15 protein-coding genes are annotated in these 13,442 nt (G+C 38.2%); 8 read left to right on the top strand and 7 right to left on the bottom strand.

Annotated elements, in window-relative coordinates; all coding sequences use genetic code 11:
• The first annotated feature begins 62 nt into the window (after window positions 1–62).
• The gene (gene rnt, locus RI845_RS12210) at window positions 63–761 is read left to right on the top strand and encodes a ribonuclease T (RefSeq protein ID WP_348386446.1); all 699 of its coding nucleotides are present in this window, start codon (window positions 63–65) and stop codon (window positions 759–761) included.
• 17 nt (window positions 762–778) lie between these two features.
• Here rnt and RI845_RS12215 read toward each other — a convergent pair whose 3' ends face one another.
• The 4 genes from RI845_RS12215 to fadR all read right to left on the bottom strand — a co-directional run bounded on the left by RI845_RS12215 (window position 779) and on the right by fadR (window position 3,420).
• Window positions 779–1,174, bottom strand: coding sequence for a hypothetical protein (locus tag RI845_RS12215; protein WP_348386447.1), 396 nt, complete (start codon window positions 1,172–1,174; stop codon window positions 779–781).
• 331 nt (window positions 1,175–1,505) lie between these two features.
• On the bottom strand, window positions 1,506–2,111 hold the full coding sequence (locus RI845_RS12220) for a peroxiredoxin (RefSeq protein ID WP_348386448.1): 606 nt from the start codon (window positions 2,109–2,111) through the stop codon (window positions 1,506–1,508).
• Between the two features lie 97 nt (window positions 2,112–2,208).
• On the bottom strand, window positions 2,209–2,541 hold the full coding sequence (locus tag RI845_RS12225; RefSeq protein WP_348386449.1) for a Grx4 family monothiol glutaredoxin: 333 nt from the start codon (window positions 2,539–2,541) through the stop codon (window positions 2,209–2,211).
• Window positions 2,542–2,709: 168 nt separating this feature from the next.
• Complete coding sequence (gene fadR / locus RI845_RS12230) at window positions 2,710–3,420, bottom strand: fatty acid metabolism transcriptional regulator FadR (protein ID WP_348386450.1); 711 nt, start codon at window positions 3,418–3,420, stop codon at window positions 2,710–2,712.
• A 224-nt stretch (window positions 3,421–3,644) separates the two neighbouring features.
• Between fadR and nhaB the strand changes: the two genes are divergently transcribed.
• From nhaB to RI845_RS12245, 3 genes are all read left to right on the top strand, one after another.
• Window positions 3,645–5,231 carry a sodium/proton antiporter NhaB gene (gene nhaB / locus RI845_RS12235; protein WP_348386451.1) on the top strand — a complete coding sequence of 529 codons (1,587 nt, stop codon included), beginning with the start codon at window positions 3,645–3,647 and terminating at the stop codon, window positions 5,229–5,231.
• 209 nt (window positions 5,232–5,440) lie between these two features.
• Entirely contained in the window at window positions 5,441–5,968 is a 528-nt protein-coding gene (gene dsbB / locus RI845_RS12240) for a disulfide bond formation protein DsbB (protein WP_348386452.1), read from the top strand.
• Window positions 5,969–5,991: 23 nt separating this feature from the next.
• The gene (locus RI845_RS12245) at window positions 5,992–6,381 is read left to right on the top strand and encodes a hypothetical protein (protein WP_348386453.1); all 390 of its coding nucleotides are present in this window, start codon (window positions 5,992–5,994) and stop codon (window positions 6,379–6,381) included.
• A gap of 187 nt (window positions 6,382–6,568) precedes the next feature.
• Here RI845_RS12245 and RI845_RS12250 read toward each other — a convergent pair whose 3' ends face one another.
• Genes RI845_RS12250 through RI845_RS12260 form a run of 3 tightly spaced genes read right to left on the bottom strand, consistent with a single transcriptional unit; the run spans window position 6,569 to window position 9,639 of the window.
• On the bottom strand, window positions 6,569–7,939 hold the full coding sequence (locus RI845_RS12250; RefSeq protein WP_348386454.1) for an SLC13 family permease: 1,371 nt from the start codon (window positions 7,937–7,939) through the stop codon (window positions 6,569–6,571).
• Window positions 7,940–7,983: 44 nt separating this feature from the next.
• Window positions 7,984–9,006: a beta-N-acetylhexosaminidase gene (gene nagZ, locus RI845_RS12255; protein ID WP_348386455.1), complete on the bottom strand. Its 1,023-nt coding sequence runs from the start codon at window positions 9,004–9,006 to the stop codon at window positions 7,984–7,986.
• Window positions 9,007–9,009: 3 nt separating this feature from the next.
• Window positions 9,010–9,639: a TetR/AcrR family transcriptional regulator gene (locus RI845_RS12260; protein ID WP_348386456.1), complete on the bottom strand. Its 630-nt coding sequence runs from the start codon at window positions 9,637–9,639 to the stop codon at window positions 9,010–9,012.
• 341 nt (window positions 9,640–9,980) lie between these two features.
• Between RI845_RS12260 and RI845_RS12265 the strand changes: the two genes are divergently transcribed.
• The 4 genes from RI845_RS12265 to hpf all read left to right on the top strand — a co-directional run bounded on the left by RI845_RS12265 (window position 9,981) and on the right by hpf (window position 13,374).
• On the top strand, window positions 9,981–11,816 hold the full coding sequence (locus RI845_RS12265; protein ID WP_348386457.1) for a M2 family metallopeptidase: 1,836 nt from the start codon (window positions 9,981–9,983) through the stop codon (window positions 11,814–11,816).
• 306 nt (window positions 11,817–12,122) lie between these two features.
• Window positions 12,123–12,317 carry a DUF4250 domain-containing protein gene (locus RI845_RS12270; protein WP_348386458.1) on the top strand — a complete coding sequence of 65 codons (195 nt, stop codon included), beginning with the start codon at window positions 12,123–12,125 and terminating at the stop codon, window positions 12,315–12,317.
• Between the two features lie 14 nt (window positions 12,318–12,331).
• On the top strand, window positions 12,332–12,802 hold the full coding sequence (locus RI845_RS12275) for a VOC family protein (RefSeq protein ID WP_348386459.1): 471 nt from the start codon (window positions 12,332–12,334) through the stop codon (window positions 12,800–12,802).
• A gap of 230 nt (window positions 12,803–13,032) precedes the next feature.
• Entirely contained in the window at window positions 13,033–13,374 is a 342-nt protein-coding gene (hpf, locus tag RI845_RS12280; protein WP_348386460.1) for a ribosome hibernation-promoting factor, HPF/YfiA family, read from the top strand.
• The last annotated feature ends 68 nt before the right edge of the window (window positions 13,375–13,442 follow it).

Consider the following 13,442-nt stretch of genomic DNA (forward strand, 5'->3'; position numbering starts at 1 on the left):
ATTGGTATCGGGCTAAATATCTGCGATAATCGCGCTATTAACAATTGTATTTATAGACTGACATGGCTGAAGAAAAAAAATCCTTATTTGCTCAACGTTTCCGTGGTTACTTTCCGGTGGTTATCGATGTAGAAACTGCTGGTTTTAATGCTAAAACAGATGCGTTACTAGAGCTTGCCGCCAGTATATTACATATGGATGAAGTCACTGGCTTAATATCCATTAAAGAAACGTTTTGTTTTAATATTGAGCCTTTTGAAGGTGCGAACCTTGAACCAGCGGCTTTGGAATTTACCGGTATCGACCCTACAAATCCATTACGTGGTGCAGTAAGCGAAGATGAAGCTATGAAGGATATGTTCAAAAAGATCCGTAAAGCAATGAAAGCCTACGGATGCCAACGAGCTATAATGGTTGCTCATAATGCAGCATTTGATTTAGGCTTTATTAATGCCGCAACAGAGCGCTGCAATATTAAACGAAGCCCGTTTCATCCTTTTGTTAGTTTCGATACCGCCACCCTATCAGGCCTAGCGTTGGGCCAAACCGTACTCGCGAAAGCTTGTGCCAGCGCCAAAATAGATTTTAACAACAGTGAAGCACATTCGGCATTATACGATACCGAAAAAACCGCAGAGCTCTTTTGTTTTATTGTGAATAAGTGGCAGCAACTGGGCGGTTGGCCGTTAGCCATTGAAGATGAAGAGTCTAATGAAGCTGACGAACCTAATGATGCAGTTGAAAAAAAGGTATCTGACTAGATACCTTAACCTTTAAATTAGCGCAGTTTTTGTTTCGCGCCAAACTTAAGCGGGTTTGCTCGTCTTGATTGTCGACGTAAAATAATATTTTTTAACGCAACTAAGCTCATTAATAATGCTGCCGCTAATGCGATTGGTTGTGGGAAATATTTTAAAATAATTAATGATATTGCCAAAAATACAAACGGGTAATATTCATAAACCACTTGTGGTAATCGAATACCGTTTACAGTTTTGCTAATACGAGTTTGACGACGATAGTCAGAGCGTTTAACCCAAACCAGTGCAGATACAACATACAGTAATGCTGCAGACACAATTGTTGCGGTCATGTCATAAGTAAAGAATAAATACAGTGCTGCTATAAAGTATATGAAAGGAAGTTTTTCATATAGCGGTTTGCTAAGTCTCATAAATCTCAATCCGTGATTCGTTGTTATTAGTCCCATTCTCCCGATAAACACTGAAAGAATATTAACGGATTCATTATCTTCTTATTTTCAGTGTAGTGCAAATATTTAAAACTTCTTCTAAAAAGATAACTTTTCAGAGTTATTTATTTTCTTTAATGTAACAGCATTTTTCCATGTTCTCTGCTTAGTGTTGACTTGCCATCCATAGCAATTCTAAGTTAATTCATTCCTGTTCCTATTCGCCATCCATGACCTGTGAGGTTAAGCACATCTGTGGGCATAAAAAAAGCTGCATATAGCAGCTTTTTTGGTAATAAGTTTTTAATGCTTATTATAAGTTATCAGCGTTATCCGCTAAGTAAGATGCAACACCTTCAGTAGACGCTGTCATACCTTTGTCGCCTTTATTCCAACCTGCAGGACAAACTTCACCGTGATCCTGGTGGAATTGTAGTGCATCGATCATACGTAACATTTCATCAACGTTACGACCTAAAGGTAGATCGTTAACTACTTGGTGACGTACATTACCTTCTTCATCAATTAAGAATGAACCACGGAATGCAACACCAGCACCTGGATGCTCTACGTCGTATGCTTTACAAATTTCATGTTTAACGTCAGCAACTAATGCGTATTGAACTTGACCAATACCACCATCATTTACTGGCGTGTTACGCCATGCATTGTGAGTAAATTGAGAATCGATTGAAACACCAATAACTTCAACGCCACGGCTTTTAAAATCATCCATACGGTGATCAAAAGCAATAAGCTCTGAAGGACATACAAAAGTAAAATCTAATGGATAGAAAAATACTACCGCTTTTTTACCTTTAATTGCTTCGCTAAGGTTAAAGTTATCAACAATTTCGCCGCTGCCTAACACTGCTGCTGCGGTAAAGTCTGGTGCTGGGCGACCAACTAATACACTCATGGTTTTCTCCAATTATTTTTTTGTAGTAAATATTCACTTAAGATTGAAATAAATATGGTTCTATTTTATATAATTACAAGTGAAATAATAAAATTTTTTATTCTGCTGCAGGATGTTTTTCTGCAGTTTCTTTTATTAGGCTTTGTAATTCGCCTTGTTGGAACATTTCAATAATAATGTCACAACCGCCAACTAATTCACCTTCAACCCAAAGTTGAGGGAATGTAGGCCAATTTGCAAACTTAGGTAATTCTGCACGAATATCAGGGTTTTGTAGAATATCAACAAATGCAAATTTTTCACCACAAGACATTAACGCCTGTGATGCTTGAGACGAAAAACCACAACTAGGTAACTTAGGAGAACCTTTCATAAATAAAAGGATTGGGTTTTCTGAAATTTGTTGTTTGATTTTGTCAATAGTTTCCATAGGTACCTCTACATGCAATTACTTGCAAAAAATAGTTAAAATAATTCTCTAAATAATATCCGAGTAGTTTACTTGGTTTTTATGGGGAAGAACAATAGATTTGAACTAAAAAAAGCACGAATTTTATCTTCGTGCTTTTTTTAGTTTATTTACAAACCATTTTTATGGTTATTGTACTAATTCTTTTAAAACATCTTCTTTTAATTCAGCCCAAACTTTCGCCGAAGCAATACCATATTCACGAACAGCTAAAATCCCTTCATCAAACTTCCCTTGCTGAGCTAAGGTTATTAACGTGTGATAGAAGTTTATCGTTAACGCTCTGGCTTCATCATTAGCAAAATAAACTCCACCAAGTCGCGAGTATAGATTTTTAAATCCATTTAACACTAACACGTAGATAGGGTTACTAGAGGCAAGCGCTAAGTCATGATGTAATTGATAGTCATTTTGTGCAAATTCTTCAACATCGTCGCTCTTTGCGATGCAGTTGGTAAGTAATTCGATTACTTTTTCAGGGTTTGATTTCAATGCACCACGCACATAAATAGCACTAATGTTAGTACGAGCTGATAATAGGTTTTCAACTAAATCAGGAACACCTGCTTGATCAAGCTCAGCAAGTTTACTAAGAATATTTAAACCACAGGTTTCCCAGAAATTATTTACTTTGGTAGGTTTACCATGCTGAATTGTTAACCAACCATCACGGGCTAAACGCTGTAGAACTTCACGTAAGGTTGTTCGGGTTACCCCAATTAACTCTGAAAGTTCTCTTTCTGCAGGTAAAATTGAACCGGGAGGGAATCCACCATTCCAGATAGATTCTACTATGTATTGTTCAGCAAACCCTGCTGGACTTTGAGCTTTTATTATCATTGTTATCCTAAAAATATGACCACAGAGTCATAAATGCGAGCTATCTGTTAATATAAACTGATTGTACCAGATTCTGTCAAGCTTATTTATCGCTTTATTATTGATATTGGACAATATCATTTTTAATATTCGACAAAATCACTATTTACCCCGTTATCGTAAAAGATTAGTATAAGGTCATTCAAAAAATCATAATAAAATATTTATATTTCTGAGGTCATTCCATGGAGCAAACATATTTGCAGGCAATTTACCGAAATTTTTTAGGTCAAGCGCCACAATGGTATAAGTTAACAATAATCAGTTTCCTTATATTAAACCCAATTATTTTCTTCTTTATTTCGCCTTACGTTGCAGGTTGGGCACTTGTATTAGAATTTATTTTCACTTTGGCAATGGCGTTAAAATGCTATCCACTTCAACCTGGTGGTTTACTCGCAATACAAGCAATTGCAATGGGAATGAGTACGCCAGATCAAGTGCTGCATGAGATAACCATCAATTTAGAAGTAGTGTTACTATTAATCTTCATGGTTGCCGGTATTTACTTCATGAAAAACTTATTATTATTTTTATTTACTAAAATAATAACTAAAGTGAAATCTAAAATAGTCGTTTCATTGTTATTCTGTTTTTCAAGTGCCTTTTTATCAGCGTTTCTAGATGCACTTACGGTAATCGCCGTGATCATCAGTGTCGCAGTTGGTTTCTATTCTGTTTATCACAAGGTTGCTTCAGGTAAACAAACAAGCAATGCTCATGACCATACTTCAGATAATGATTTACCTGATTACTCCCGTGATGACTTACAACAGTTTCGCGCCTATTTACGTAACCTATTAATGCATGCCGGTGTTGGTACAGCTCTAGGTGGTGTAATGACTATCGTTGGCGAACCGCAAAACTTAATCATTGGTGAGCAAGCAGGTTGGAGCTTTATTGAATTTGCTATTCGTATGTCACCGGTTACTTTACCTGTATTATTGTTTGGTCTAATAACGTGTTTCCTTGTTGAGAAATTCAAAGTCTTTTCTTACGGTGTAAAAATGCCAGCTAACGTGCGCAAAATCTTAGTAGATTTTGATCTAGAAGAATCAAGCCAACGCACTAAGTCAGATAAAGCAAAACTATTAGCCCAAGGCTTAATTGCTGTATGGTTAATTGTTGGTTTAGCATTGCATTTAGCGTCTGTTGGATTGATTGGTTTAACCGTAATAATCTTAGCTACGTCATTTACCGGCATTATTGAAGAGCACCAAATTGGCCACGCATTTGAAGAAGCACTACCATTTACCGCATTACTTGCTGTGTTCTTTGCGGTAGTGGCAGTTATTATCGACCAACAACTATTTACGCCAGTAATTACTTGGGTACTCACCTATGAAGGTGATATGCAATTGGTGATGTTCTACCTTGCCAATGGCGTATTATCTATGGTTAGTGATAATGTGTTTGTTGGTACTGTTTACATAACCGAAGTGAAAAAAGCATTGCTTGCCGGGCAGATCACCCGTGATCAGTTTGATATGTTAGCTGTAGCAATTAATACAGGTACAAACTTACCTTCGGTAGCAACGCCTAACGGACAAGCAGCGTTCTTATTCTTGCTTACCTCAGCGCTTGCTCCGCTAATTCGTTTGTCTTATGGACGCATGGTGTATATGGCAATACCTTATACCATTGTATTAACCATTGTTGGCTTAATAATGATTTACTCAGGTACATTAGTAGAATACACCAACATATTTTACGATATGGGCATAATTGAACATCATAATACGTTAGATGGTGGAAGCTCATCGAGCCACTAAAGTAATGTGTTATAAAGCATAAAAAAGCGTCCTTGGACGCTTTTTTTACTTCATGGACGAGGGAATGCAAACTGCCATGGATGGCATTAAGTTTGTCCTTTTGCGTCTACATAAGTTCAGACCAACCATTCATAGAAATATACGCATAAAATAGTTATCATACTTTCGCTGTAGAAACAGCGATTTATAGCAATTTAGGAATATTAATAATGCTAAAAACCTTAAATAATTTTGTTTTAAACCCACTTTCTTGGTGGCTATTAGCCATTTCAGCTTTGGGTTTAGAGTTCAGTGCTCTTTATTTTCAATATGGCTTAGGTCTTGAGCCGTGCATCATGTGTATTTATCAACGGGTTGCAATTTTAGCGATTATGGCTGGCGGTATCATTGGCGCTGTTGGCAATAATCTACTTACCAGTAGGTTAATAGGATTCGTTTTATGGGCTGTTGGTGCAATTTGGGGACTGTTAATTGCTATAGAGCATGTTGATATTCAATCAAATGCTGGTTCATTATTTTATACCTGCGACCTTATCCCTAACTTTCCTAGTTGGATGCCATTGCATGAATGGTTTCCGGCAATATTTGAAGCCACAGGTGATTGTGGTGAAATTTCTTGGTCATTTTTAGGCTACTCTATGCCGCAATGGATGATTGTTGTTTATGGTATGTATACCGCATTATTTGCAATATTTTTTAGCTCTCGTATAGTTAACTTAATGAAAAATAAAGGCTAAAGCTAAAATAACGAGAGGTCATTATGACAAATACAAGTACAAACATACCTAAGTGGTTTACAGTTGTCGCTGTGCTGGCACTGCTCTGGAACTTGATGGGTGTAATGGCATTTCTTCAGGATCCTGGCGCGACTCCAGCGACACCAATCTGGGTAACAATGGCCTTCGCCTTTGCAGTTTTTGGTGGTGCATTAGGATGTTTATTGTTGTTATTAAAACAAGCATTAGCAAAAATTATTCTGATAATTTCACTTGCCTCTGTATTGGTGCAAATGTTTCATGCTTACTTTATTAGTAATGCCTGGGAGGTATTTGGTCCTGGAGGGGCAATAATGCCGGTTATGGTAATTGTAATTGCCATTTATTTAGTCTGGTTAAGCCAAATGGCTATGCAAAAGTCGTGGCTGAAGTAAGTCAGTGACCTCCTGACGTATGATATTGCTTTAAAAGTTAGCATTACCATCAATCAATGTGCTGTTTACTTAATAGACTATCTTTTAAGTCACAGCACGATTCAGGAGGTTCCCCATCTCGCTTTGGCTCGTGGGGAATGACGATGTTACTTTTATAATTAGTAGATAAAAGACTTAACAAATACCTCTAACCAAGCAATAAATAGCACATCATCGCCACTACTGTGGCAATCAACACACTTAAAATTGCTCCTTCGGTTACCATCTGCTTGATCTCAATTTCACCTGTACCATAGGCTATTGCATTTGGCGCAGTTGCTACTGGCAGCATAAATGCACAACTAGCGCACATGGCCGCGGGGATCATAAACATTTTCGCATCATAACCCGAAGATATCGCAGCAACGGCAAGTATTGGCATTAGCAGTGTTGCTGTTGCTGTATTGCTGGTAATTTCAGTCAAATAAGTCACAACTAAACATATGGTTAGTAACATTAAAAATAGTGGTAAATTGGCAAGAGAGGTTAACCATTGGCCGAGCATGTCAGATAAGCCAGAAGCAACGAAGCCTTTGGCCAGCGCGATACCACCGGCAAACAGTAGTAACATTCCCCAAGGAATAGTTTTAGCGCTATCCCAGTCGAGTAACCTTGACCCCTTGCCATTAGGAATAGCAAACATTAATACAACAGCGGCAAGCGCTACAGTGCTGTCACCAACCATAGGGATTTCAAACAAGGAGCTCCAGCCACCAAACGGCTCCTTTCTGGTGATCCATGCAAGCGCGGTAAAAGCAAACACAAACAATGTTCTACGTTCTTCACTGCGCCAAGGCCCAAGCTCGGGCAAAACAATTTTTTCCTGTAAATGTACATTGCGCGTTAACCAAAGAGCCATAATTGGAATGGCAACAAGTACAACCGGCACACCTATTTTCATCCATTGTACAAAGCCAAATTCTGTACCCGTTTGCTCTTCATAGATGCCCATAAAAATAACATTCGGAGGTGTACCAATTAACGTCCCTATTCCTCCCACACTTGATGCATAAGCAATGCCTAATATCAGCGCAACTTTTAATTTTGGGTTATCAACATGACTTAAAATAGCTAACGCCATGGGAAGCATTATCAATACCGTTGCGGTATTGGAGATCCACATACTTAACATGGCAGCGGCAAACATAAAACCAAACACCAAACGTCTTCCACTGGAAACGCCAACCAGCTTTACCATATAAACAGCTAAGCGCTCATGAGCATTACTTTTCTCTAATGCTTTAGATAACATAAAAGCGCCCATTAAAAGTAAAATAACATGGGAACCTAATGCGGAAGCAACCGTTTTATGATCAACAATGTTGAACATAGGTAACAATGCAAATGGGATGATGGATGTTGCCGGAATGGGGATTGCTTCAGTTACCCAAAACATGACCGTAAGTAGTGTTATACCACCCGTTATCGCTGCTTTTGACTCAAAGCCTAAATTGAGCAATAAAAAATAGAAAAGCAAAGCCGCAATGGGTGAAAGATAAATAAAGTGATGTCTTCTCATTAACTATTGCTCTCTTATTATTTTTATGGCATTTAGGATTAAAATTAGCTGAACAAGTGCTGCTGACTTTTTTGCCAAGTTGCTTGGCTCTTGAGTTGCTTAAAATTGTAATTGGATTTATTTAGCATGGATTGCACTCGAGCGATACTAGCGGCACGGTTTGGCAAGTTAGCTTTATCAATTGCTTCAATGGCACCAACTCTGTCGTTGCAAACAAGCAGCATATCACAGCCTGCTTCATACGCAGCTTCACAGCGCTCAGCATACCCTCCGGCGCTAGTTGCGCCTTGCATTGATAAGTCATCACTAAATATAACGCCCTGAAAGCCTAACTCTTTTCTTAAAATAGTTTGCAACCAATAAGGTGAAAAACCAACCGGCAAGGCATCCACTTCAGGATAAATGACATGAGCAGGCATTAACGCATCAATCTGATTTTGTTGAATTAATTTTTTAAATACGCACATATCATGGGAAAATATATCTTGTTTGCTGCGGTTATCAACAGGCATTGCTATATGAGAATCTTCCTTAACACTACCGTGCCCAGGAAAATGCTTACCAGTAGTTTTCATACCGGCCAATTTCATTCCTTGAATAAAGGCATTTGCAAGTTCAGTAACTACGGTAGGGTCTTTGTGAAAGCCTCTGTCGCCAATTACATCACTGATATCATCTATATCCAGAACAGGAGCAAAACTTATATCAATACCAACACTCTGCACTTCAACAGCCATTAAATAGCCCATATGTGAAGCAATGTTCGATGCAATAGCCATGATATTTTCAGCAGATGCAATTGTACTTGCATGCTGGTAGATTTTCCCCATGGCAGGAATTTTAGTAAAGCCGTCTCTGAAGCGTTGTACTCGCCCGCCCTCGTGGTCAACAGCGATCAACAGATTTGGGTTAAGCGCTTTTATGCTTTTATTGAGGGCTATTAGTTGTTCAATAGATTCAAAGTTACGGCTAAATAAAATTAAGCCACCCACTTTAGGATGAGCAATAATTTCTTTATCTTCACCCGTTAACGATGTGCCATGCACATCGATCATTAAAGCTGACATAAATTATACTTTACTTATTGGAGCGCCAACACCTGCGGCAACATAAGGGATAATACGGCGAATAACACCGGCCACATCTACTTTTTCATCAAAATCGTTCTGTGCAATATCAATTAGTGCACCTGTTGATGACATTGTAAATACTGCGGTACCCATAGTGAAATGCAAGCGCCAAAAGATGTCTTCAGACGACAATTCCGGATAAGCCCTATGCACTGCAGCAACAAAATTATCTAGAATATCCGGGTACGTTGTAGTGATAAACCAACGTAAAAAACCTTGGCTGTCAGTATAACTGCGGCCTAATAACTGTAAAAATGTACTAGTGCCATTTTCTCTAAAGTCATTAAGGGTAAGTAAAGGCTCTATAAACGCGGTAAACACTTGTTCTAAAGTAGGTTTTTCTGCTTGTTCATTGACCTCGGTTAAGGCGCTAACCAATACAGGTGACAGTTGGTCAAGGTAGCGCTTCATCAGCGCCTTAATTAACTCTTTTTTTGAACCGAAGTGATAATTAACCGCCGCTAAATTCACTTCCGCATCACTGGTAATTTCTCTTAAAGAAGTAGTAGCAAAGCCTTTTTCAGCAAAGAGAAGCTCCGCTGCATTTAAAATTTTTGTTTTTGTGTTCATAAAATGGCCCGTTTTGAATATTTTTTATAGTTTTTATTAGGGTTTTAAACGTTCGTTTAAAATGACAGGAAGCAATAAAAGTGTCAAGTAACAAGTCACTTTTAAGTAAATTAAACAGCATTAAATTTCTTAATTTATAAATGAAGAATTAACACAAAAATATCGTTCAAAAAACGGGCTATTTTTCCATTTTATACCATAATTAATTTATACAACCCTTCTCCCTGGACCCATTAGCTCGATCTGTCAATTGGCTATGGGTCTCTTTTTTTGTTCTTCGCTTTAGTTTCGAATATACTCCCCTACCTAAATCCAAAATAATTAAAAATAACAGAACTTCTATGAAAACATTTAAACTTACCAGTGCAGCACTATTAGTCGCTGCAGCAATCACGACAACAGGTTGCGTAGAAAAATCAAATACACCCGCAGCTGAGCCAGTTAAGACTGTATATACCGTTGCTGACGTAGATAAATTTATAGCCGATACCGCCAAGGAACTAGAACAACTAAATAACCACGGCTCAAAGGTTGAGTGGATTTACCAAAACTTTATTACCGATGATACAGCTGCACTATCAGCTGCCGCCGCGCAAGAGTATTCAGAAGCCGGTGTTCGTTTTGCCCTACAAGCAGCGAAGTTTGATGACGTTGAAGTTGGATCTGAGCAACGTCGTAAACTAAATATTTTAAAACAAGCACTGGTTTTGCCCGCCCCTCAGGATTCAGCAAAAAGTGCTGAGCTTGCCAAAATTGCAGCCGATTTAGGTGGCATGTACGGTAAAGGTACTTACACAAATGCAAGCGGTGAAAAACAAAGTTTAGGTCAATTAACCTCTGTAATGGCTAAGTCTCGTGACTACAACGAATTATTAGATGCATGGCAAGGTTGGCGTACAATCAGCCCAGAAATGAAACCGTTATTTGTTCGAGAAGTAGAGCTTGCCAACGAAGGTGCTCAAGGATTAGGTTACCCTGATTTAGGCGCTATGTGGCGCTCGAACTACGATATGCCCGCAGATGAGTTTGCTAATGAACTAGACCGTCTATGGGAGCAAGTAAAGCCTTTATATGATGCGTTACATTGTCATGTTCGAGCAGAACTGGGTGAACATTACGGTGAAGATAAAGTGCCTCAAGATGAAGCTATTCCTGCGCATCTTCTCGGTAATATGTGGGCACAAAGTTGGGGCAACGTATACGACTTAGTAGCCCCTGAAGATGCCGATCCAGGTTACTCTGTTACAGACCAGTTAATTAAGCATGAATACAGTGAAATCGACATGGTTAAAGGGGCTGAAAACTTCTTCACCTCATTAGGTTTTGAAAAGCTACCTGAAACATTTTGGGAACGTTCGTTATTCACCAAGCCCGAAGACCGTGACGTTGTTTGTCATGCCTCAGCATGGAACCTTGATTCACAAGACGATATACGTATAAAAATGTGTATTCAAAAAACCGGCGAAGAGTTTTCTACAATTCATCATGAGTTAGGGCATAACTTTTATCAACGTGCCTACAAAGATCAGTCAGTGTTTTTCCAAAACAGTGCTAACGATGGCTTCCATGAAGCAATTGGCGATACTATTGCCCTATCAGTTACCCCAGCTTACCTTAAGGAAATCGGCCTAATTGATACCATTCCTGATGAATCAAAAGACATTGGTTTATTAATGAAAATGGCTTTAGAAAAAATTGCCTTTATTCCATTTGGTTTATTAGTTGATCAATGGCGATGGAAAGTTTTCAATGGTGAAATTACGCCTGAAAATTACAATACCGCATGGTGGGAGTTAAGAGAAAAATATCAAGGTGTTAAAGCTCCTATTGCTCGTGCAGCAACGGACTTTGATCCTGGTGCAAAATATCATGTGCCTGGCAATGTGCCTTATTCTCGTTACTTTTTAGCTCATATATTACAGTTTGAATTCCACAAATCATTATGTGAAATTGCTGGCAACGAAGGGTCTATTAACCGTTGTTCTATTTACAACAATAAAGAGGCCGGTGCTAAGTTAAACCAAGTATTAGAAATGGGTTCAAGTCAAACATGGCAAGAAGCTCATAAAGTACTTACCGGCACTGAGCAAATGGATGCAAGTGCAGTGTTAGATTACTTCGCTCCACTTAAGGTATGGTTAGATGAGAAAAACCAAGGCCGTCAATGTGGCTTTTAATAGGTAATAATATTTAGTAAAAATATTTACTGTTATTCATAAAGCGCAGACCGTCAGGTTTGCGCTTTTTTTTATTTTAACGTCCGAATAAATTCGGACCAACTAAAGTAAAGCCATCCTCCCTGAATTTATTACAGGGTCTAGCACCTATTTGAATAGAAGTGATAGATGCTGAAACAAGTTTAGCAAATGGTGTTGATAAGTTCAGCGTAACTCCCCTACCACTCCCTGAATTTATTTCAGGGTCTAGCTCTCAATCCTTGTACTATAATTAAAATAACCCTGTTTCTCATTTAATGGTGACTTATGGAAGTAAGTAATTTATTAACCATGGAAAGCGCGATTGTACTTGGAATTATTAATGAACGCTTGCGCATAGAGTGCGACAGTTATGAGAATTTGCTTTCCCGCTATGAACTTGAAGAAGGCGCTCTGAATCATAAAATGGCACTACTTGGCTATCAGTACGACCCAACAACAAACCAATTTAAAGGTAAATAACCGCGGAAAGTGCAATGGCTATATCACTCACTCACATCGCCCTTCACGTAAAAGACTTAGAGGCCTGTGTCAGTTTTTATCAAAAATATGCTGACTTAAAAATTATCAGAGATCGTCGACCAAACGGCCCCGATGGTAAACGTATTGTCTGGTTAGCTGAAGAAGGTAGAGAAGAAGATTTCATTCTAATTATACTGCCAGGAGGTCCAGGCAGATGCCAACAAGAACATGATTTTTCCCATTTAGGTTTTGCCTTAGAAACCAAAGGAGACGTTGACGATATTGCTTTAAGAGCAATAAATGAAGGCATTTTAGCCTGGCCATGCAAGCAAGAACCCTATCCTGTTGGATATTATTGTGGAATAAAAGATCCTGACGGCAATTTTGTCGAATTTAGCTACGGACAACCTTTAGGACCAGGAGCAGAAAAGAGTAATCCTGACACCCTGCCCGTAAATACTTTATGGGATCACATATATAAATGAGAGTAACTGTATAAAAAAAACACGACAGACTTTATTCATACAGGCGGTTAACGATCGATTACAAAATAATATGATTCACTAAAAGCTTGATTATTAACAATAAATAAAATTTGTTTAAATTTTTATTATTTTTTTTTGTAATTGCACTTGTAAGAATTCATTATTAGCCCCATGCTTATATTAGGGCGCGATTCTAGTGCCCTTTCAATTGAAAATTTGGAGACATATATATGAAAATAAATATTTCAGGTCATCACGTAGAAGTTACTGAAGCTATTACTGACGTTATCAATAGTAAATATGAAAAAATCGCAAACCATTTCCCAAGCTTAATGTCCCTTAACGCAATATTAACCGTAGACAAAAACGTTCACAAAATTGAAATTAATACTAACTATGAAAATCAGCAAGTTGCAGTGTCTGCAACAGATGATGACATGTATGTAGCCATTGGCAGCTCTGTTAAAAAAATGGAAGCAGCTCTGCAACATAGAAAAGGTGTTTTAAAAGCAAACAAACACAACAAATTCCACGTGGGTCAATCTGAACTTGTAGCAGATGCACATCCATAATTAACAGTTTTCAACTAAGAATTTACTCTCCCCTAAATTTTTAGTTTCAACCAAAGAAAGAGCTCAAT

It is taken from the genome of Thalassotalea nanhaiensis (genome assembly GCF_031583575.1).
Lineage (GTDB): Bacteria > Pseudomonadota > Gammaproteobacteria > Enterobacterales > Alteromonadaceae > Thalassotalea_A > Thalassotalea_A nanhaiensis.